This window comes from Aureibaculum luteum, from assembly GCF_003449015.1.
Taxonomy (GTDB): domain Bacteria; phylum Bacteroidota; class Bacteroidia; order Flavobacteriales; family Flavobacteriaceae; genus Aureibaculum; species Aureibaculum luteum.
Genome location: NZ_QRGD01000005.1, coordinates 20,993 through 40,780, shown reverse-complemented (window position 1 = coordinate 40,780; position 19,788 = coordinate 20,993). Strand labels below are relative to the sequence as shown.

The 19,788-nt window shown below is 32.0% G+C and carries 16 protein-coding genes; 8 read left to right on the top strand and 8 right to left on the bottom strand.

Annotation, left to right across the window (positions count from 1 at the left end):
* Positions 1-9: 9 nt before the first annotated feature.
* From D3P13_RS12450 to D3P13_RS12420, 7 genes are all read left to right on the top strand, one after another.
* Positions 10-780: a ParA family protein gene (locus D3P13_RS12450; RefSeq protein WP_117882908.1), complete on the top strand. Its 771-nt coding sequence runs from the start codon at positions 10-12 to the stop codon at positions 778-780.
* Complete coding sequence (locus D3P13_RS12445) at positions 773-1,672, top strand: ParB/RepB/Spo0J family partition protein (RefSeq protein ID WP_117882906.1); 900 nt, start codon at positions 773-775, stop codon at positions 1,670-1,672. Before D3P13_RS12450 ends, D3P13_RS12445 begins: the two co-directional genes overlap by 8 nt.
* A complete protein-coding gene (locus D3P13_RS12440) occupies positions 1,673-2,251 on the top strand; it encodes a DUF5683 domain-containing protein (protein ID WP_117882904.1) in 579 nt (192 codons plus the stop codon).
* 9 nt (positions 2,252-2,260) lie between these two features.
* Entirely contained in the window at positions 2,261-2,962 is a 702-nt protein-coding gene (dapB, locus tag D3P13_RS12435) for a 4-hydroxy-tetrahydrodipicolinate reductase (RefSeq protein WP_117882902.1), read from the top strand.
* A 34-nt stretch (positions 2,963-2,996) separates the two neighbouring features.
* Positions 2,997-4,565 carry a signal peptidase I gene (lepB, locus tag D3P13_RS12430; protein ID WP_117882900.1) on the top strand — a complete coding sequence of 523 codons (1,569 nt, stop codon included), beginning with the start codon at positions 2,997-2,999 and terminating at the stop codon, positions 4,563-4,565.
* Positions 4,566-4,795: 230 nt separating this feature from the next.
* Positions 4,796-5,410 carry a WbqC family protein gene (locus tag D3P13_RS12425; protein ID WP_232829182.1) on the top strand — a complete coding sequence of 205 codons (615 nt, stop codon included), beginning with the start codon at positions 4,796-4,798 and terminating at the stop codon, positions 5,408-5,410.
* Entirely contained in the window at positions 5,401-5,721 is a 321-nt protein-coding gene (locus D3P13_RS12420) for a DUF6122 family protein (RefSeq protein ID WP_117882896.1), read from the top strand. The genes D3P13_RS12425 and D3P13_RS12420 overlap by 10 nt, the downstream gene beginning before the upstream one ends.
* Here the strand turns inward: D3P13_RS12420 and D3P13_RS21940 are convergent, their stop codons facing one another.
* Genes D3P13_RS21940 through D3P13_RS12410 form a run of 3 tightly spaced genes read right to left on the bottom strand, consistent with a single transcriptional unit; the run spans position 5,722 to position 9,252 of the window.
* Entirely contained in the window at positions 5,722-5,889 is a 168-nt protein-coding gene (locus D3P13_RS21940) for a hypothetical protein (RefSeq protein ID WP_157972911.1), read from the bottom strand. It lies immediately after the preceding gene.
* A 59-nt stretch (positions 5,890-5,948) separates the two neighbouring features.
* Positions 5,949-8,870, bottom strand: coding sequence for an FAD-binding and (Fe-S)-binding domain-containing protein (locus D3P13_RS12415; RefSeq protein WP_117882894.1), 2,922 nt, complete (start codon positions 8,868-8,870; stop codon positions 5,949-5,951).
* A 43-nt stretch (positions 8,871-8,913) separates the two neighbouring features.
* The gene (locus D3P13_RS12410; RefSeq protein WP_117882892.1) at positions 8,914-9,252 is read right to left on the bottom strand and encodes a tRNA-binding protein; all 339 of its coding nucleotides are present in this window, start codon (positions 9,250-9,252) and stop codon (positions 8,914-8,916) included.
* 155 nt (positions 9,253-9,407) lie between these two features.
* Between D3P13_RS12410 and D3P13_RS12405 the strand changes: the two genes are divergently transcribed.
* A complete protein-coding gene (locus D3P13_RS12405) occupies positions 9,408-9,971 on the top strand; it encodes a thioredoxin family protein (RefSeq protein WP_117882890.1) in 564 nt (187 codons plus the stop codon).
* A 208-nt stretch (positions 9,972-10,179) separates the two neighbouring features.
* Here D3P13_RS12405 and D3P13_RS12400 read toward each other — a convergent pair whose 3' ends face one another.
* From D3P13_RS12400 to D3P13_RS12380, 5 genes are all read right to left on the bottom strand, one after another.
* Positions 10,180-11,580, bottom strand: a complete 1,401-nt coding sequence (locus tag D3P13_RS12400) for a PIN-like domain-containing protein (RefSeq protein ID WP_117882888.1) — start codon at positions 11,578-11,580, stop codon at positions 10,180-10,182.
* Between the two features lie 14 nt (positions 11,581-11,594).
* On the bottom strand, positions 11,595-12,533 hold the full coding sequence (locus D3P13_RS12395; RefSeq protein ID WP_157972910.1) for a putative phage abortive infection protein: 939 nt from the start codon (positions 12,531-12,533) through the stop codon (positions 11,595-11,597).
* Between the two features lie 176 nt (positions 12,534-12,709).
* On the bottom strand, positions 12,710-15,103 hold the full coding sequence (locus D3P13_RS12390; protein WP_117882884.1) for a COR domain-containing protein: 2,394 nt from the start codon (positions 15,101-15,103) through the stop codon (positions 12,710-12,712).
* Positions 15,104-15,233: 130 nt separating this feature from the next.
* The gene (locus D3P13_RS12385) at positions 15,234-17,930 is read right to left on the bottom strand and encodes a DNA gyrase/topoisomerase IV subunit A (protein WP_117882882.1); all 2,697 of its coding nucleotides are present in this window, start codon (positions 17,928-17,930) and stop codon (positions 15,234-15,236) included.
* Positions 17,930-19,786: a DNA topoisomerase IV subunit B gene (locus tag D3P13_RS12380; RefSeq protein ID WP_117882880.1), complete on the bottom strand. Its 1,857-nt coding sequence runs from the start codon at positions 19,784-19,786 to the stop codon at positions 17,930-17,932. Before D3P13_RS12380 ends, D3P13_RS12385 begins: the two co-directional genes overlap by 1 nt.
* Between the last annotated feature and the right edge of the window lie 2 nt (positions 19,787-19,788).

Here is a 19,788-nt window from a genome sequence, read left to right as displayed (position 1 = left end):
ACGAGTTTAATGGGGAAAATTATAGCCGTTGCAAATCAAAAAGGTGGTGTTGGTAAAACAACCACGACAGTTAATCTAGCTGCTGCTTTAGGCGTTTTAGAAAATAAGGTTTTGTTAATAGACGCTGATCCGCAAGCTAATGCGACTTCAGGTTTAGGTATAGATGTTGACGAGGTGAGTAATGGTACTTATCAATTGTTAGAACATTCAATACATATTAAAGATGCTATTGTATCTACCAATTCACCAAATGTAGATATTATTCCATCTCATATTGATTTGGTTGCCATTGAATTAGAATTGGTAGATAAAGAGCAACGCGAGTACATGCTGAGACAAGCAATTCAAGAAATAAAGGGTGATTATGATTATATATTAATTGATTGTGCTCCTTCATTGGGTTTAATAACCCTAAATGCCTTAACGGCAGCAGACTCTGTAATTATTCCAATTCAATGTGAATATTATGCTCTTGAGGGATTAGGAAAGTTACTAAACACAATAAAAAGTGTTCAGAAAGTTCACAATCCAGATCTAGATATTGAGGGATTATTGCTAACCATGTATGATTCTCGTTTACGATTATCTAATCAAGTGGTAGCAGAAGTGAAAAAACATTTTCAGAATATGGTTTTTAAAACTATAATTCAACGAAACATACGCTTAGGTGAAGCACCAAGTTATGGTGAAAGCATAATAGCATATGATGCTACGAGTAAAGGTGCAGTAAATTATATTAACTTAGCACATGAAATTTTAAAAAAGAACAAGAATGGCTAAAGCTGTAAAAAAGCAAGCATTAGGAAGAGGTTTATCTGCATTGTTAAAAGACCCAATTGAAGATATTCGCTCAGTTGGAGATAAAAATGCTGATAAATTAGTAGGAAGTATTGTTGAAATTGATTTGGTTTCTATTGAAGTAAACCCTTTTCAACCTAGAACCCATTTTAATGAAGAGGATTTAAAAGAATTAGGAAATTCAATTAAAGAACTTGGTGTTATACAGCCAATAACAGTTCGTAAATTAGACGGTAACAGATTCCAATTAGTTTCTGGTGAACGACGTTTTAGAGCATCAAAGCTTATTGGTTCAAAAACCATTCCTGCATATATAAGATTGGCTAATGATCAAGAGATGCTTGAAATGGCATTGGTTGAAAACATTCAGCGAAGAGATCTTGATCCAATCGAGGTTGCCTTGTCATACCAGCGTTTAATAGAAGAGATTAATTTAACTCAAGAAGAACTGAGTAAACGTGTAGGTAAAGAAAGATCAACGGTTACTAACTATTTAAGATTGTTAAAGTTAGATCCAATTATCCAAACAGGTATGCGTGATGGGTTTTTATCAATGGGACATGGTAGGGCCTTAATAAGTGTTGATAATTTTGTAAAACAGTTAGATATTTATGAAAAAATTATCAAAAACAATCTTTCGGTAAGACAAACAGAACAATTAGTAAAGAGTGTTCGCGATGGAGGTTCCGTTGAAAAAGTTAATGTAACAACTACTAAGACTGTTCCAGAATACATCAAGCAAAGCACAAAAGAGATTAGTGATTTTGTAGGTAATAAAGTGAAAATTAAGCTTTCTGGTGAAAATAAAGGTAAAATTGAAATTCCTTTTAGTTCTCAAGAAGACTTTAATCGTATTAAAAAATTATTAAAATAGATGTTCAAATGGTGTGTCTATAGTATTATTTTTTTAAGCTCTTTTGCAACTATTTATGCACAAGAAGTTCCTTCTGATTTAAAAGTCACTAAAATTGATACTACTTTTATAGCAGATGAAATTAATATTTTAGCTCCATCAAAAGCAGCCTTTTATTCTGCTGTTTTACCTGGCTTAGGTCAAATTTATAATAAGAAGTATTGGAAAGCACCCATAGTTTGGGGGGCAGTTGGTACTGGTGTTTATTTTTATGTAGATAATAATAATAAGTACAATAGATATAGAGAAGCTTTTAAAGCTGAACTTGATGGAAGAGAACACGAGTTTGATGGTACGGGAGATAATGTTGAATTAACGCAAACAAGTTTACAAACCGCTCAAACTTTTTACAAGAAAAATAGAGATTTATCGCTTTTTATTACAATTGGTTTATATATTTTAAATATTATTGAAGCGAACGTAGATGCGCACTTACCTGACAATGCGTTAAATACTAATATTTCGTTTAACCCTACAATTTTTTCTATGCCAACTACAAATCAAACGGGATTTGGAGCTACAATCAGTTTTAATTTTTAATTTAGCAACATGAACATCGCATTATTCGGATATGGTAAGATGGGTAAAACTATCGAAAGAATAGCCTTAGAAAGAGGGCATACTATTGTTGCTAAAATTGATTTTGATACTACAGATTATGATTTGAGTTCAGCTGATGTAGCGATTGATTTCAGTATTCCAAAAGAGGCTTATAACAATATAAACTTATGCTTTAAAAAAAACATCCCAATTATTTCAGGTACAACGGGTTGGTTAGATAAATACGAAGAAGCTGTAGCGAATTGCAAGACTAATAATGGTGCTTTTATTTATGCCTCAAATTATAGCCTTGGTGTTAATTTGTTTTTTGAATTGAATAAACAACTTGCCAAGCTTATGAACAAATTTGATGTTTATAAAGTTAGTCTTGAAGAAACACACCATACCCAGAAATTAGATGCTCCAAGTGGAACTGCAATTACTCTTGCGGAAGGAATAATAGAGCAAACCGGCAAAGAAAAATGGAGTTTGGATGTAACAGAAGACGAAAAAACGATACCAATAATTTCTAAACGAATAGAAAATGTACCCGGTACGCATGTAACTACCTACACCTCTGAAGTTGATGAAATTGAAATTACACATACCGCCAAAAATAGAGACGGTTTTGCTTTAGGTGCAGTGATAGCTGCAGAATGGTTAAAAGACAAAAAAGGTGTCTTTACCATGAAAGATGTTTTAGGAATTTAAGAAAAATAATAGTTTAAAATAAAAAGTAGCAAATATGACATTTACACAATGGTTTATATTTTTTCTAATTTTACAAGTAATCCATTTTTTAGGAACTTGGAAATTATATATTAAAGCAGGAAGACAGGCTTGGGAAGCGGCAATACCTATTTACAACGCTGTAATTTTAATGAAAATTATCAATCGCCCATGGTGGTGGATAATTTTGTTATTTATTCCTATTGTTAATTTATTAATGTTTCCTGTAATATGGGTAGAGACCATAAGAAGTTTTGGTAAAAATTCAAGATTAGATACGGTTTTAGTTATTTTAACACTGGGTCTGTACATTTTCTATGTAAATTACATGGCAGATGTCGATTATATTGAAGACAGAAGTTTAAAACCAAGAACGGTGGCAGGTGAATGGATAAGTTCAATAGTTTTTGCCATTATTGCAGCTACATTAGTGCATACATATGTAATGCAACCTTATACAATTCCTTCATCATCATTAGAAAAAACACTTTTAATAGGCGACTTTCTTTTTGTTAGTAAATTTCATTATGGAGCAAGAGTGCCAATGACCACGGTAGCTTTACCTATGGTACATGATACAATCCCAAAAACTAAAAGTAAATCATATTTATTTGATGATCGTATTGATAAAAAAGAAACTTCATGGAAAAATAAATTACAATTGCCTTATATGCGATTGCCAGGGTTTCAAAAAATAAAACGTAATGATATTGTCGTATTTAATCAGCCGGCAGATACCTTGTTGGATATGAATAACTTTTATCCAGACAGAAATTACTACAAACCTATTGATAAAAAAACCAATTTGGTTAAGCGATGTGTTGCTATTGCCGGAGATTCTTTAGAGATTCGTGATGGTTATATTTATATTAATGGAAAGCGTACAACCTATAACGATAGAGCCAAAATTCAGTACAATTTTAATGTAAATACTGGAGGAGAAGCTATTAGTCCCGCAGCACTAGCTAATAGATATAATGTTAGAGAAGGTGGTAGGATGCAAGACGGCAATTATTATTTAACCTTAACGGATGATGAGGCTGCATTATTGGCAAAAAACCCAACAGTAAAAAGTATTACAAAAACAATGCAACCGAAAGGAAGAGATGGAGGTGTATTTCCTCAAGTACCTTCGTTAGGTTGGAATACGGATAATTTTGGACCTATTTACATTCCTAAAAAAGGGGAGACTGTTAAGTTGACTAAAGAAAGCTTACCTTTTTATAAGAGGTTAATTAGAGAATACGAGCATAACGATTTGATTGTTAAGGGTGATGAAATTCTCATTAATGGTAAAGATGCAGACAGTTATACCTTTAGACAAGATTATTACTGGATGATGGGTGATAATAGACAAAATTCTTTAGATGCTCGTAAATGGGGGTACGCTCCCTTTGACCATGTGGTAGGTAAACCTGTACTTATTTGGATGAGTTGGGAAGGTATGAGTCCTCGTTGGGAACGTTTCTTTACAACAGTAGGTGGTAACGGAAAACCAGTTTCTTATTTTAAATGGTTTATCGGGTTATTAGTATTATGGTTCGTTTTTGATTTTGTAAGAAAGAAAAGGAAGGATAACAAGTAGGCGGTTTCCAGTTCACAGTCTTCAGTTGGTACTATAATTAAGGAGCGGCATTCGGAGTGATATTCTTGTTTTATCATTCAGAACGAAGCATAGTGTAGTGAAGTAACTTATAAATTAGAGTTGTTATTTAAAAGATCTCTCTCTCAACACTTCGGAATTGTAATGACACGATTAAAAAACTATGACGATCTTTTTAATAATACCGGTCGTTTATAAAAAATTATAAAACCTTGCTACTGTACCCAACATATTTTTCTCCAATTATTCACTTTACGGCGTTAGCAAATAGTAGGAGTGCTACTTTTGAGGTTGAAGATAATTATCAAAAGCAAACCTATAGAACGCGATGTTATATTTATGGAGCTAACGGTAAGCAATTACTTAACATTCCAATTTTGCAAGCCAATAGTAAGCAAAGAACAAAAGACGTTTTGTTGGATAATAGTACGAGTTGGCGACAACAACATATAAAAGCAATGGCTTCGGCGTATAAATCTTCACCTTTTTATGAGTTTTATGAAGATGAATTAATTGATTTACTCTTAAAAAAACGTAAATATTTACTCGATTTGAATTTAGATTGTCAACAATTTATTTTTGACAACTTACCTTTAGAAATAGTGATGGATAGATCAATTGAGTTCCATAAAGAGTATCCTACGCAAGTTGACTTTCGCTTTTTGGCTGATGCAAAATCCAATAGAAGTTTTAAGCTGTCTGAATATACCCAAGTGTTTTCTGACAAGCATGGTTTTATTGCGAACCTTAGTGTTTTAGACCTGTTATTTATGGAAGGTCCAAATGCTATTAATTACCTCGAAAACCAAGGTGTTGAATGGATTTAGAGCTTGTTAGAACATTACTCCATTATGGGTTGCATTTTCTGTTTCCTGGAATAATAGCTTTTGTCTTGTTTCCATCGATATGGAAAAAAGCATGGTTAATTATGATTTTGACAATGCTCATTGACTTTGACCATTTATTAGCTACGCCAATATTCGACCCCAACAGATGCAGTATTAATTTTCATCCTTTACATAGTTGTTTTGCCGCTATTTTTTACTTCGGAATGCTATTCCTCAAAAAGACTCGAATAATTGCTGTGGGATTGTTATTTCACTTGATAACAGATGTTTTGGATTGTCTCTGGTTGTAATTAATCTTTTAGAGCATTTAAAGCCCATGCGATTAAAAAGAAACCTACACCTGTAATAATTGGAGGTAGCACTACTTTCGGTGCGTAAAAACCACCAATGTATATCATTACTAATCCTAAAACTATTAATACTATAGCTACTGTTGATAATACCTTGTTTTTGTTCATTTTATTAAATTTATAGTAACAATATAGTTAAACTTTAATTGGAATCAAAAAATAATTAGCTACACTAAAGCCCTCAAAAGCAACTGAGCCGGATGCAATGCCACCTTTTTCGTTCCATCATAAATTTGATGACGGCAACTAGTACCTGCGGCAGAAATTTCAGTGTTGGGTTTAAATTTTCTAATTTTTGAAAAAAGTGATTGTTCTCCTACTTGCATACTCAATTCATAATGCTCTTTTTCATAACCAAAAGATCCAGCCATACCACAACAACCTGAATTAATTATGGTTACGTTATAGTTTTTGGGAAGATTTAACATGGCAAAAGTAGCCGAAGTTGTAGATAATGATTTTTGATGGCAATGACCATGGATTTTTATTTCTTTATGTTCGTTTGTAAATTGAGAAGAATTGATGTTGCCTGCATTTATTTCATTATTTAAAAATTCTTCAATAGTATACGCATGTAGTGCCAGGAATTTGGCAGCCTCTTTGTCATCTGCCAATCGTACATATTCATCTCTGAATGATAAAATAGCCGATGGCTCCATTCCAATAATTGGATTGTTCTTATTGATTTTATCTTTAAAAATAGCAATATTTTTATTTGCTAACTCCTTTGCTTCATCTAAAAAACCTTTAGAAATATGACTTCTCCCGCTTTCTGTGTGGTCAATAAAATTAATATGATACCCTAATTTGGTTAATAATTTAATGGAGTCAATACCAACATTTAAATCGTAAAAGTTAGTGAACTCATCACAAAACAAAGTTAATTCACCTTTTAAAGGTTGTTCTGGTTGCAGTTTGGATTTGTTCTTCTTGATCCATTTTCGCAATGTCTGAGGTGCTAATTTTGGTATACTACGTTCAACAGCAATACCCATTATTTTTTTAGTCAAAGAGGTGTTTAAGATGACATTGGTTAAACTAGGGAAAATACTACCCAACTTATTGTATTTAACGTTGTTAGCAAACATCTTGGTTCTGAAAGAAGGTTTGTTTACCTTTTGATATTGATGTAAGAATTCAGCCTTAAAACTAGCAACATCTACATTGCTAGGACATTCACTAGCACAAGCTTTACAGCTTAAGCAAAGGTCAAATACTTTTTTAAGTTCTTCATGATCAAATTTATTTCTTTTCTCTACACCATTAGTTAAAAACTCACGTAAGGCATTTGCTCTTGCTCGTGTAGTGTCTTTTTCGTTTAAAGTGGCTCTATAGCTTGGACACATCATGCCGCCTGCATCGGTTGATTTACGGCAGTCGCCTGAACCATTACATTTTTCAGCTGCTTTTAATATACCTTCTGAATCTGAAAAATCCATTATGGTTTTTATTTCAGGCTCATTTCGGTCTACTTCATAACGAAAAGATTGATCCATAGGAAAAGCATCTACTATTTTTCCTTTGTTAAAAATGTTATTGGGGTCAAAAACTTGTTTTATACGTCTAAGAAGGTCATAATTCTTATCACCTATCATAAGTGGTATAAATTCGCCACGAACAATGCCATCTCCATGTTCACCACTAAAAGAACCTTTATATTTTTTAACGAGCTTCGCCGTTTCAGTAGTTATCGTCTTAAAAAGAACTACATCTTTAGCTTTTTTTAAATTCAAGATAGGACGGAGGTGTAGTTCACCAGCACCTGCATGTGCGTAATACACTGCTTCCTGTCCGTAACTATCCATCATAGCCGTAAACTCTTTGATGTACGCAGGTAAATCTTGTAAGTCAACGGCTGTATCTTCAATACACGCTACGGCTTTATTATCTCCAACAATATTCCCTAAAAGGCCCAATCCAGCTTTACGGAGTTCAGCAGCTTTTTCGCTATCTGCGTTAAATAATTTGGGATACGAATAGCCGAAATTATGCTGTTTTAAATCTGCAATTAATTTATCTGCTAAAGCTTCGGTTTCTTTATCGGTAGCTGCTTTAATTTCAAGTAATAAAATAGCTTTGGGATCACCTTCTATAAAGTACCTATTTTTAAGTTGTTCACGGTTTTTTTTTGTACAATCAAGTATTGTTTTGTCCATTAACTCACACGTATACAAATTATGCTTCATAGCCACAACAGTAGCTTCCAAACTTTCTTGTATACTCGTAAAATGTGCTGCCACAACTAAACTCTGCGATGGTGGTAAATCATCTAATTGCAAGGTGATTTCAGTTGTAAATGCTAATGTACCTTCACTTCCGCAAAGTAATTTTGCAATATTGATATTTTCATCAGAAGTTGAAAAAGTAGAAGTGTTTAATAATTCATCAACAGCATAGCCCGTATTTCTTCGATGAATGGATTTTTTAGGAAATTCATTTCGTATTCCTTCCTGTTTTTCCTTATCAGAAAGTTCTTCAAAAATGGTATTGTAAATTTTATTTTCTAAACTATTCCCAACACATTTTTGTTTAAAATCATTTTGATTTAGAGCTTCAAATGTGGCTTCTGAACCATCTGACAGTAAAATTTTTAACTGAATTACTTTATCGCGTGTTACACCAAATTGAATGGAGGTGGTTCCTGAAGAATTATTACCAACCATCCCGCCAATCATACAGCGATTACTGGTTGAAGTATTGGGGCCAAAAAAAAGTCCATAAGGTTTTAAATACCTATTGAGTTCATCTCTTACAATTCCCGGTTGTACGGTAACTGTTTTAGCTTTTTCATCAAAAGATAATATGGAAGTGAAATGCTTAGAAGTATCTACGACCAGGCCATCTCCAACACATTGTCCGGCTAATGAAGTACCCGCAGCTCTGGGAATTAGGGTTATTTGATTTTGTTGAGCAAAATCAATTAGAATTTTTAAATCGTTATCGTCTTTTGGAAAAGCTACTGCTAAGGGAATTTTTCTATAGACAGAAGCGTCTGTAGCGTAAATACTTTTGTGTAAGTCGTCGTAAAACAACGCTCCGTCCAGTTTTTCTGATAATTTTTGTAGTTGAGTGTTTATTGTTACTGGCATTTTGTTTCTAAAATATTGGAATTTGATTTTTTTTTTTGATTTTTTAACAAACAGGTGTTCCGTTAATGGTTTTTGTAGTTGATTTTAAGAGTACTACTTCGTTATTGTTATTTTCAATACCCAGCACTAAACATTCGCTGACGAAATTGGCAATTTGTTTCGGTTTAAAATTGACAACGGCCGTTATCTGTTTATTTAGTAAGTCGTCTTTTGAATATAGCTCTGTAATCTGGGCACTCGATTTTTTAATCCCTAATTTCCCAAAATCTATCGTGAGTTGATATGCGGGTTTTTTAGCTTTTGGAAAGTCGTTTACTTCAATAATAGTACCTGTTCTGATGTCTACTTTAGTGAAATCTTCAAAAGAAATGATGTCTGACATATTTTTAGTAATTTTATACTTTGTTGTCCTCCCCCTAACCCCCTCCCAAGGAGGGGGAAACCGTGGGGATTAATATTAGTATTTCAGTTCACAATTAATCTAACGTAAAACTACAAATATAATATAGATTTTTTTGAATTAAACTCTAAAAAAAAATGGCGAGAACTCCCTCAAATATGATTCCATTAGGAACAAAAGCACCCGATTTTAGATTGCTAGATACGGTAAGTGATAAAACCTTGTTGTTAGAAGATTTAAAAGGTGAAAAAGGAACGGTTATGCTATTTATTTGTAACCATTGCCCGTTTGTGATCCATATCAATGAGGAATTAGTTAAGATTGCGAATGATTATAACTCAAAAGGTATCTCTTTTGTAGCCATTTCTGCTAATGATGTGGATAATTACCCGCAAGACGCTCCTTTTTTAATGAAAAAAGTAGCCAAAGATTTAAAATATCCTTTTCCGTATTTGTATGATGAAACTCAGGAAGTTGCCAAAGCTTATGATGCCGCCTGTACACCTGATATTTATCTATTTGATGCTGATTTAAAATTGGTGTACCGCGGACAGCTGGACAATTCTCGGCCTGGTAATGGCGTTGCCGTGAACGGTTCTGATTTACGCCATGCGTTGGATTGTTTGTTGGAAGGTAAAATTAATAACGCTATTCAAAAACCCAGTATGGGTTGCGGTATTAAATGGAAGCGTTTGGTTTAGTTGTTGTGGATTGTTGTCCTTGAAAGAAAAGAAGGGTTGTTAATACACAATATCATTTTTGTATAACTAATATCAAAAGCATTAGCTCATAATATAATCTTATATTTCTAAAAGTCATATAAAAGATTGTCAGACTTGATTTAGTACTTTAAATATGTGTTAGGAAAAGAAAATCTGTTTTAATAATTATTCATTATTGAGTATGATTTTATCCATTATTATATTTATATTCACAATTTTCACAGCAATCTGAAAAGCTATTGGTTTTATTAAAATCTTTTCCACAAGAGGCACATTTCTCAATACGATGGTCTTTCAATATAATTTCATAATCACCTATACGTTCATAATCTTTACTCGTGTCAACAGAGAAAACAATTCCGCAACCACCTTCACATTCAACTTTTTCATCATAATTATATTCTGTTAATGAAGTGGTTCCGGAGCATTTAGGACATACGATATACAAAGTATTGCACCAGTTGCAATTTCCAGTAATTACAGAAATGTATTTAGAATTTATATGCGTTTCGGGATATTCATTAATAATTGAATATTCAGTTGAATTAAATTCAACATTACTTCTTTCATTATCACAAACTTCACAATGGTGATACTCTGGGATTATAAAGTCCCTTGTTTTTTCCTTAAAGTTTCTAGTTTTAACGAAACTTGAAAAATAATTCAATGTATTTTCTTGAATAGATGATTTTAGATATTTATTAGCATTAAAAAGAAATTGTGAAAGGCTATACATCCATAATTCAATACCAGAGTAATCCTTAATTTCTTTGATAAGTTCTTCTCTAGGTTTTAGAATTCTATCAGTTGATTTTTTATCTACATAGCACCAATCGTTATCTTTAGTGATATCATTAGTGATGAAAATCACATTTTTCTTTTTCTCTTTTGAGTATTCTAATATTTGTTTCCAAATTATTAAATCCCCGAAAATTTGTGTACCTTTTTTTTCCTTTTTGTAGTAATCTCCATATCCTGGTGGAATTTTGAATTCATATCTATGTTTCCCTTCTTTTGTAATTTCAAGTATTTCGTTAAATGAAAATTCTCTTCCTACATTAAAATAATTGTCCAATGAATCAAAAACATCATCGTTAATTTTAATGTCTAGTATTTCATTTTCAGCCTTTTTTATATTTAATAAGATTGCTACTTCAAAATTTTTAGCGTGATCTAAGAATTTATTTGTTAATTCTTTGAATTTTTCAATTTCAGTTTGTTCTAAATGGGGGTGTTTGTTGTCTTTTTTTGTAGCATTAGAAATTGCCTCAATTCTATTAAAAATTTGTGTTTTTATAGCTTTTTCAATATTTGCAAGATCATTTTTTAAAGGTGTGTAATTTTCAGAAATGGGCTTGATTATTGTAGATTCTCTATTTTTTAGATATTCGTATTGAACGTTAAATGGTATCCATAATCGATCTTCTAACTTGATGAATATTTCATTATATATTTTTTTTCTTGTTGGTTTTGGTAGAAAATAAAAATCTAAAAGGGCCGATGAATCAAAAATAAAAATAGAGTCTTTCCATAAAATATTTTCTTTTTCTTCTGACATTCGATATGATTCAATTATTTTTTTATCCATGTTGGCAATAAATGTTATTTTCCATATGCTCCTTTTTTATATTTTTCTAAATGTTCTTGATTTAATAAGAGAGATGTGTCGATGTTTTTAAAAATCGCATATTTTTCAATTAATGGTTTAAATTTTTCGTTCCCATTTATATGAAGACAATTATAAAATAGCAATATTTGTTCATAGCTGGATAATTGTGCTCTCGCAATGGAGACATATCTTTTTTTATTTTCAATTTTTGAATCGTCTATAAATTTAAAAATATGATAAATAGTTCTAAAATAATGACTCAAATCAGCTTTATTTTCATCATAAACTTCATTATATGCCCGTATTGCCTCTTCTATTTTAGATTCATTTACCCCTCTATATCCAATAAGATTTCTGACCTTTTGGATAAAAGAAGTGTTGAAAGTGTCGAACACATCTCTACCTGTGGCAATAATTGTATTACCATGTCTTTTACGCAAGTCAAGTGAGTTAATTATACTATTGAATAGTGTTAGTAATTGAAAAAAAGTGTTTTCAAATTTCTGGTTTAATAATGTTTCGTTTTGTAATATCATCTCTCTTTTTTGTCCAGCCAATTCCAATCTTGTGTATTTCACTTCAAGTTGACTGTACATTATTTCAAGTTGTTGGTTTAGTAGTTGTTGTTTTTGACCTAAAAAAGCAACATAAATAAGAAATAGTCCAGCTAATGCCCAAAGAGATGCTACACTTCCACCCAAAAAGTCACCTAAAAGATGAAGTCCAAAACCTTCTTCGGTATTTGTGCAGGTGTAATAGAATATAGAAAAAACACTTAAAACAATTCCTGTCCAAACAAAACCCCATGCCCAATTGGTATATCTTTTAATTTTGGTTTCTAATGTGATTAATTCGGTTTCAATTTCCTTTTGCCTTGTTTGAATTCTTTCAGATGTATCTTTAATTTCTTGCTCAAAATTGATTTCGTCCATTTTTTTAAAATTAACACCACATTTGTTTAATACAATTAGAGAAAACTTGTGCATTTTGCGGTCGATTTCTTTTTTTTTTATAGTCAAATCAAAAGATTTGGTGAAGTAAATACTAAAAACTTCGGTTTAATTACAAATATATGTCTTGTTTATAATCATTGTGAGGTATGGTTTTATTAATTCGTTCTTAGAAAATTATATAATATCTCATCCAAAATCTTTTTAGGATCACTACCTTTCATTTTCAGTTTTATCATATTAATAATATCCAAATCTTTAATAGAAAGGATTAGTTTTCCATTATCATTAAGTAATCTCTTTTGCTCATTAATAGCACCGGAATCAATTCCTCTTCGACTAACAACTATACCAAAATTACTAACTGATTTTTTTAAATATTTTGAAGGAATAAAAAATTCATTTTGATTTAACTTAGAAGTATAGTTTTTGAAATCTATAATGATAATTTGGCTATTATACTCATGGAAAGCTCGACCCCAAAAAGAATTACTTTCTTTAAAATTATTATTGATTACTAAATCTGTTCTCTTATGTCCATTATTCGAAACTGACTGTGAAGTTGCAGAATAAGAATCAAAATCATCTTGAAAGAGATATTTAAAAATAGCAATTCCGATTAGTTCGTATTCTTGCCAATCACTTTTTCCGAATTTACATTCTTTCAATTTTTTTAACAGACTATTACCTTCTTTTGTCCCCAAAGGGTATTTACCTTCAATTCCGATGATTGCTTGTTGAATATATATATCCTCAATACTTATGGGACATACTATTTTAGATTTTTCTTTAGTTTGGTATTTTTTGAGAACGTCGTAACTGAAATAATGAGGTTTTTGAGAATCACAACAATCGCTACATATACAAGGAACGAGGCGTTCAACTAAGGGGTAATTTAATGATTTATGTATATAATCAATTTCTCTAGTTATTATGCTCAATAACCCCGTTTTATTATATCCAGAAATTGAGATATCTAGTACGCCAATAAATTTATCACTTTTTATAATTGATTGTGTGCCTTCATTTTCAATTACTATACCATTTTTCCAGTATAATTCATCCATTATTAAATCGTGCAATCTAACGATTAACCTAGTGATTATTCCTTTCGGCATAAATTCATACCGATATCTTACAGTTAATATAACTTCATCAGATAATTTATAAGGAATAGATTTATTACTAAGTAATTCAGGAATTATATAATTATTTGTGTCATTAATATTAAAGCATAATTCAAATTTTTTCATTAACTCTATTAAATGAATAAAATTATCACTTGGATAGTCATCCCAAAAAGTTGATAATTCAGAAAATGAAAATTTACCAAAATTAGTAATAACCTTTTTTGTGTCTATTAATCTATATACAGCATTTGTTGCCCATTCTGGTTTTAGGAATATTATTTTTTTTAGAATAGGGTTTTCCTGGAAATGAAGAAAGACACCTATATCATGATAGTATTGACTCAGAAAAAGGGCTTGCTTATTAGTTAGTTTATGGTTATCACATATATCCAAGTATTCGGTTAACGAAATAAATTCTTTATTTATTGTTTCTAATACTTCACGTATATCCATCCAAACTTTAGGCAAAGTGTCACCCAAATGATCTAATAAACGTAATTCCTTTTTAATATCTGAAATTAGTTCTATAGTATTCGTACCAGTTGTTGCACTAATTTTATGAAATCCAACAATATTTTCAAATTTTTCACTAATTAAAGTTTCATCTATATTTTTAATTCTTTCATCTATTTTGTTTTGTACAACAAACACCGGTGGATTATCTCCTAATAATTTTATAATATTTAACCAATAATCAAAACTAATTAGATTATCATCAGTTCTAGCTGTCCAGACAAAGACATACATTGAACGTTTTGTTAAAAAAAATTGATGAGTTGAATGATATATTTCTTGACCTCCAAAATCCCAAATGTTGATTCGGTAATTTAAACTTTCATTATCAATTTTCCATTCTTTAATATCGATACCCTCTGTTGTTCCAATATCCATTGAGTTGTCGATGGATAAAATATTATTCATTAAACATGTTTTACCCACGTTACCTTCACCTACAATTAATAGTTTTGCTTCGAAAAGTTTTATGTTTTCCTTAGAATTAATAATTGATTCAAAATAGTTTCTAATCGAAACGATTCCCCTATGAGCAACTTCAATTGGAGGTTTAGTTAAAGGATTTCCATCAAGGTATATACCTCTTAATGAAGATAGATTGACTATTTCAAAAGGAAGACTTAATAGCTTGTTTCCTTCTAAATGCAATTCTTCTAGATGATTTAAAAAACTAATTTCATAAGGAAGCTCTTCTAGTTCATTGTTCCTTAAATCAAGTATTTTAAGGTTTCTTAATTCTCCTATTTGGCTAGGAATTTTTTTGATTCTATTGTTGCTTAAGTCTAAAACAGTAATATGTGTTAATTCTGAAATTTCAGTAGGAAGCTCTTCATGATCAGTATTATTAATATAAAAGGCTTTTTTCTTATTTTTTTTACATGTTTCTATTTTATGTAGAATCTTTCTCATAATGGTTTAAAACAATTGTATAAACGCAATGCGTTTAATTAGCTTGTATGGCTAGCTAAACGTTCCGATGCTTCGGGAGTGTTTATATCCTTTTTACTATTTAATCAAAATTTAAAAACACATTGCCATTTTAAAACAACGTTATTTGCCTATCTTCATCATCACCATCATCACCATCATCACCATCTTCATCATTACCATCATCATCATTACTGTCTTCTTTTGTTTCTTTAGTAGCTGGTTTTTCAGTGTCTTTTATGGGGGCAGTAGCTTCTGTTTCGTTGTCTATTTCTTCTTCTTCAACCACTTCAACTGTATTTACTTCGGGCTCTAAATAGGGTAGCGGCTCTAGTAAATTAACTTGTTTTATTTTATCTGTAGTCAATTGATTTCCAATTGCCTTAATGCCTTTTACCGCAATAAATTCTTCAAAGTTTACCGTTTCATTTTCTAAGGCCCGTTTAGAGAAGATAACTTCGGCAATGGGTCTGAAATCAGTAGCTACAATTTCAAGTTGTGATTTTGCATGTTCTGAAATGAATATTTCTTCCTTGTTCGGATTGTCAATCATAAAACGTTTGACATAATAGCGTTCTTTTTCACCATCATAATGAATTGCAGAAATAGGTTTGTTTGGAATCCATTTTTCAAGAATAATCATATCATCATCAAAATGAGCAGATAGTTCAGGCATTATCGTTTTTACTGTTCCCGACTGCGTGATAATCAACAAACGATCTTCAGCAGTAAATTCACCTAACAAATCACCCCTGTTTTCAACATTTAAACGTTGTACAGTATCGTCAAACCAAATTTTACGAGGCTTAAGTGTCGAAATTCCTCTTTCCTTAAGTTCTATTTTTTTAACGGCATGTTTTGTAACGGTATTCCCTTTACTACTACGACCTTTTATTGCTAAATCTGCAAAATCAATGTCCCACTTTAATTTTTTAACATTACCTAAAGCTCTTAAATACACTATTACTACTTCCGCTTCACCATTTGGGTTCGCAGAAAAATAGAGTACGCTAGAGTCTTTGTTTCCAGCAGTCAGATCATAATCTTTATCTCTGGTAATACTGGTGACAGAAAAACGCTTCATGTAAGTTGGGCCAGCCTTACCGTCGCGATAAATCATATTATACACCGTTCGCTTGTCCTTTTTCTTGAAAATAGCAATATGTATAATATTTTTACCGACAAAAGTTTTGGAATCTATTTTTGAAACGATCATTCTACCATCTTCTAGAAAAACAATAATGTCATCAATGTCAGCACAATCAGCTACAAATTCATCCTTACGTAAAGAGGTTCCGAAAAATCCTTCTTTACGGTTCACATAAAGTTTTGCATTTTTCATAGCAACCTTAGTGGCTACAATGTCTTCAAAGATTCTAATTTCTGTTTTACGGTCTTTGTCTTTGCCGTATTTTTCCTTTAAATTCTTAAAGTAATCGATAGCAAACACTATTAAATTCGCCAAATGATGTTTTACTTCAGCAATTTTATCTTCAAGGCTTTCAATAAATTGCTTGGCTTTATCAATATCAAATTTTGATATTTTTTTAATTCTTATTTCCGTTAAACGAACAATATCTTCTTCAGTAACCTTCCTTTTTAAATGTTTAGTATGTGGTTTTAAGCCTTTGTCTATGGCGGCAATTACTCCTTTCCATGTTTCTTCCTCTTCTATGTCACGATAGATTCTATTTTCAATAAAAATACGTTCTAAAGACGCGAAATGCCATTGTTCTTCTAATTCTTGAAGTTGAATTTCAAGTTCTTGTTTTAATAATGCTACCGTATGATCGGTAGATTTACGTAACATTTCATGAACACCAATAAAAATAGGTTTATTGTTTTCAATGATACAACAGAGTGGCGAAATAGAAACTTCGCAATTGGTAAAAGCATATAGGGCATCTATCGTTTTATCAGGCGAAACACCATTAGGTAAATGCACTAATATTTCAACTGCAGCAGCCGTATTATCTTCTATTTTCTTTATTTTTATTTTGCCTTTATCATTCGCTTTAAGTACAGAATCAATTAAAGAAGAGGTTGTGGTACCGAAAGGTATTTCGTTGATAACTAGGGTGTTTTTATCAAATTGAGATATTTTTGAACGCACTCTAACTTTACCTCCTCGTTTGCCTTCGTTATAATTAGTAATATCAGCAATACCTCCTGTTAAAAAATCAGGAATAAGTACAAAACTTTTCCCTTTTAGGTGCTTTATAGAGGCATCAATCAGTTCATTAAAATTATGTGGTAGTATTTTTGTTGATAAACCTACGGCAATACCTTCAGCTCCTTGTGCTAATAATAGCGGGAATTTAACCGGTAAATCGATTGGTTCCTTACGGCGACCGTCATAAGAGGATTGCCATTCCGTAGTTTTCGGATTAAAAACAACTTCTAAGGCAAATTTTGACAATCTGGCTTCTATATATCTTGAAGCTGCAGCTCTATCCCCAGTAAGGATATTACCCCAGTTTCCTTGCATGTCAATAAGTAATTCTTTTTGGCCTAATTGCACCATAGCATCGGCAATACTAGCATCTCCATGTGGATGGTACTGCATGGTGTGCCCCACTAAATTGGCAACCTTATTGTAACGACCGTCGTCTAAATCTTTCATAGACTGCATAATACGACGCTGCACAGGTTTTAAACCATCATCAATGGCAGGTACCGCACGTTCTAATATTACATAGGAAGCGTAGTCTAAAAACCAGTCTTTATACATGCCTGAAACCTTAGTTATGGTTTCATCTGAAAGGTTTTCTTGATTATTTTCGGGTTGGTTTTCTTCTTCTTCTAACATTATACTTCTTCAACTAAATCAAGTTCAACTTTTAGATTATTAATAATAAATTTTTGACGGTCAGGGGTGTTTTTACCCATATAAAAAGTCAACAATTGTTCTATAGACATTTCTTTGTCAAGCATCACAGGGTCTAACCGAATGCTATCTCCAATAAAGTTTGCAAACTCGTCAGGTGATATCTCTCCTAACCCTTTAAACCGTGTCATTTCTGGCTTACCTCTTAATTTTTTAATGGCATCTTTCTTTTCTTTTTCTGAATAGCAATAAAAGGTTTCTTTTTTGTCTCTCACCCTAAAGAGTGGAGTGTCCAGAATAAATAAATGTCCTTCTTTTATCAATTCAGGGAAAAACTGTAAGAAAAAAGTAATCAATAACAATCGGATATGCATACCATCAACATCCGCATCAGTAGCAATTACAATATTGTTATATCTTAGGTTTTCTATACCATCTTCAATATTTAAAGCTGCTTGTAATAAATTAAATTCTTCATTTTCATAAACGATTTTTTTGCTCATGCCAAAGGAATTCAGAGGCTTCCCTCTTAAACTGAATACTGCCTGTGTATTTACATTACGTGATTTTGTGATTGACCCACTTGCAGAATCACCCTCCGTAATAAACAAGGTGCTATCTAAACGGTTTTCTTTTTTCATATCACCTAAATGAACACGGCAATCTCGTAATTTCTTATTGTGTAAATTGGCTTTTTTTGCTCTATCTCTGGCTAGTTTTCTAATACCTGATAAATCTTTACGCTCGCGTTCTGCTTGTAAGATTTTCCTTTGCATATGTTCAGCTGTAGCTGGATTTTTATGCAAGTAGTTATCCAAGTTTCGCTTAACAAAATCAAGGATAAAAGTCCGTACTGTGGGTAATTTTCCACCCATTTCTGTGGATCCCAATTTTGTTTTGGTTTGACTTTCAAAAACAGGTTCCATAACCTTTACGCTAATGGCAGATACTACAGATTTTCTGACATCTGATGCTTCATAGTTCTTTCCAAAAAAATCACGTACCGTTTTTACAACAGCTTCTCTAAAGGCATTTTGGTGTGTACCACCCTGTGTGGTGTGTTGACCATTTACAAAAGAGTGAAATTCTTCGCTGTATTGCGATTTACTATGCGTTAAAGCAATTTCTATATCTTCACCTTGCAAGTGTATGATTGGGTAAACCATATCGTCTTCAGCAATATTTTCTTCCAATAAATCTTTTAGGCCATTTTCAGAAAAATATTTTTCACCATTAAAAAGTATAGTCAATCCGGTATTGAGATAGACATAATTTTTAATCATTTTTATGATATACTCGTTTCTGTATTTGTAATTGTTAAAAATGATTTCGTCAGGTGTAAAGCTAACTTTAGTACCTTTTCGTAATGAAGACTCATGAATTTCATCATCTAAAGTCAAGTTACCCTGTTCAAATTCAGCAATTTTAGATTTATTGTCACGAACCGATTGTACTTTAAAATGCGATGATAAGGCATTTACAGCCTTTGTACCCACTCCATTTAGGCCCACTGATTTTTTAAAAGCTCTAGAATCGTACTTACCACCCGTATTCATTTTAGAAACTACATCAACCACCTTTCCAAGCGGAATACCACGACCATAATCTCTTACAGTCACTACTTTATCTTTTACTGAAATTTCTATGGTTTTTCCAGCACCCATTACATATTCGTCAATAGAATTGTCAATCACCTCTTTTATAAGGATATAGATACCATCATCAGCAGAAGAGCCATCACCTAATTTACCAATATACATACCAGGACGCATACGAATATGCTCTTTCCAGTCTAGTGATCTAATGTTATCTTCAGTATATTTGGTTTGTTCTGACATTA

Excerpts from the sequence above, each read along its gene's own strand:
- D3P13_RS12450 (WP_117882908.1), top strand. The coding sequence starts at position 10 with ATGGGGAAAATTATAGCCGTTGCAAATCAAAAAGGTGGTGTTGGTAAA.
- D3P13_RS12445 (WP_117882906.1), top strand. The coding sequence starts at position 773 with ATGGCTAAAGCTGTAAAAAAGCAAGCATTAGGAAGAGGTTTATCTGCA.
- D3P13_RS12440 (WP_117882904.1), top strand. The coding sequence starts at position 1,673 with ATGTTCAAATGGTGTGTCTATAGTATTATTTTTTTAAGCTCTTTTGCA.
- dapB (WP_117882902.1), top strand. The coding sequence starts at position 2,261 with ATGAACATCGCATTATTCGGATATGGTAAGATGGGTAAAACTATCGAA.
- lepB (WP_117882900.1), top strand. The coding sequence starts at position 2,997 with ATGACATTTACACAATGGTTTATATTTTTTCTAATTTTACAAGTAATC.
- D3P13_RS12420 (WP_117882896.1), top strand. The coding sequence starts at position 5,401 with ATGGATTTAGAGCTTGTTAGAACATTACTCCATTATGGGTTGCATTTT.
- D3P13_RS21940 (WP_157972911.1), bottom strand. The coding sequence starts at position 5,889 with ATGAACAAAAACAAGGTATTATCAACAGTAGCTATAGTATTAATAGTT.
- D3P13_RS12415 (WP_117882894.1), bottom strand. The coding sequence starts at position 8,870 with ATGCCAGTAACAATAAACACTCAACTACAAAAATTATCAGAAAAACTG.
- D3P13_RS12410 (WP_117882892.1), bottom strand. The coding sequence starts at position 9,252 with ATGTCAGACATCATTTCTTTTGAAGATTTCACTAAAGTAGACATCAGA.
- D3P13_RS12405 (WP_117882890.1), top strand. The coding sequence starts at position 9,408 with ATGGCGAGAACTCCCTCAAATATGATTCCATTAGGAACAAAAGCACCC.
- D3P13_RS12400 (WP_117882888.1), bottom strand. The coding sequence starts at position 11,580 with ATGGATAAAAAAATAATTGAATCATATCGAATGTCAGAAGAAAAAGAA.
- D3P13_RS12395 (WP_157972910.1), bottom strand. The coding sequence starts at position 12,533 with ATGGACGAAATCAATTTTGAGCAAGAAATTAAAGATACATCTGAAAGA.
- D3P13_RS12390 (WP_117882884.1), bottom strand. The coding sequence starts at position 15,103 with ATGAGAAAGATTCTACATAAAATAGAAACATGTAAAAAAAATAAGAAA.
- D3P13_RS12385 (WP_117882882.1), bottom strand. The coding sequence starts at position 17,930 with ATGTTAGAAGAAGAAGAAAACCAACCCGAAAATAATCAAGAAAACCTT.
- D3P13_RS12380 (WP_117882880.1), bottom strand. The coding sequence starts at position 19,786 with ATGTCAGAACAAACCAAATATACTGAAGATAACATTAGATCACTAGAC.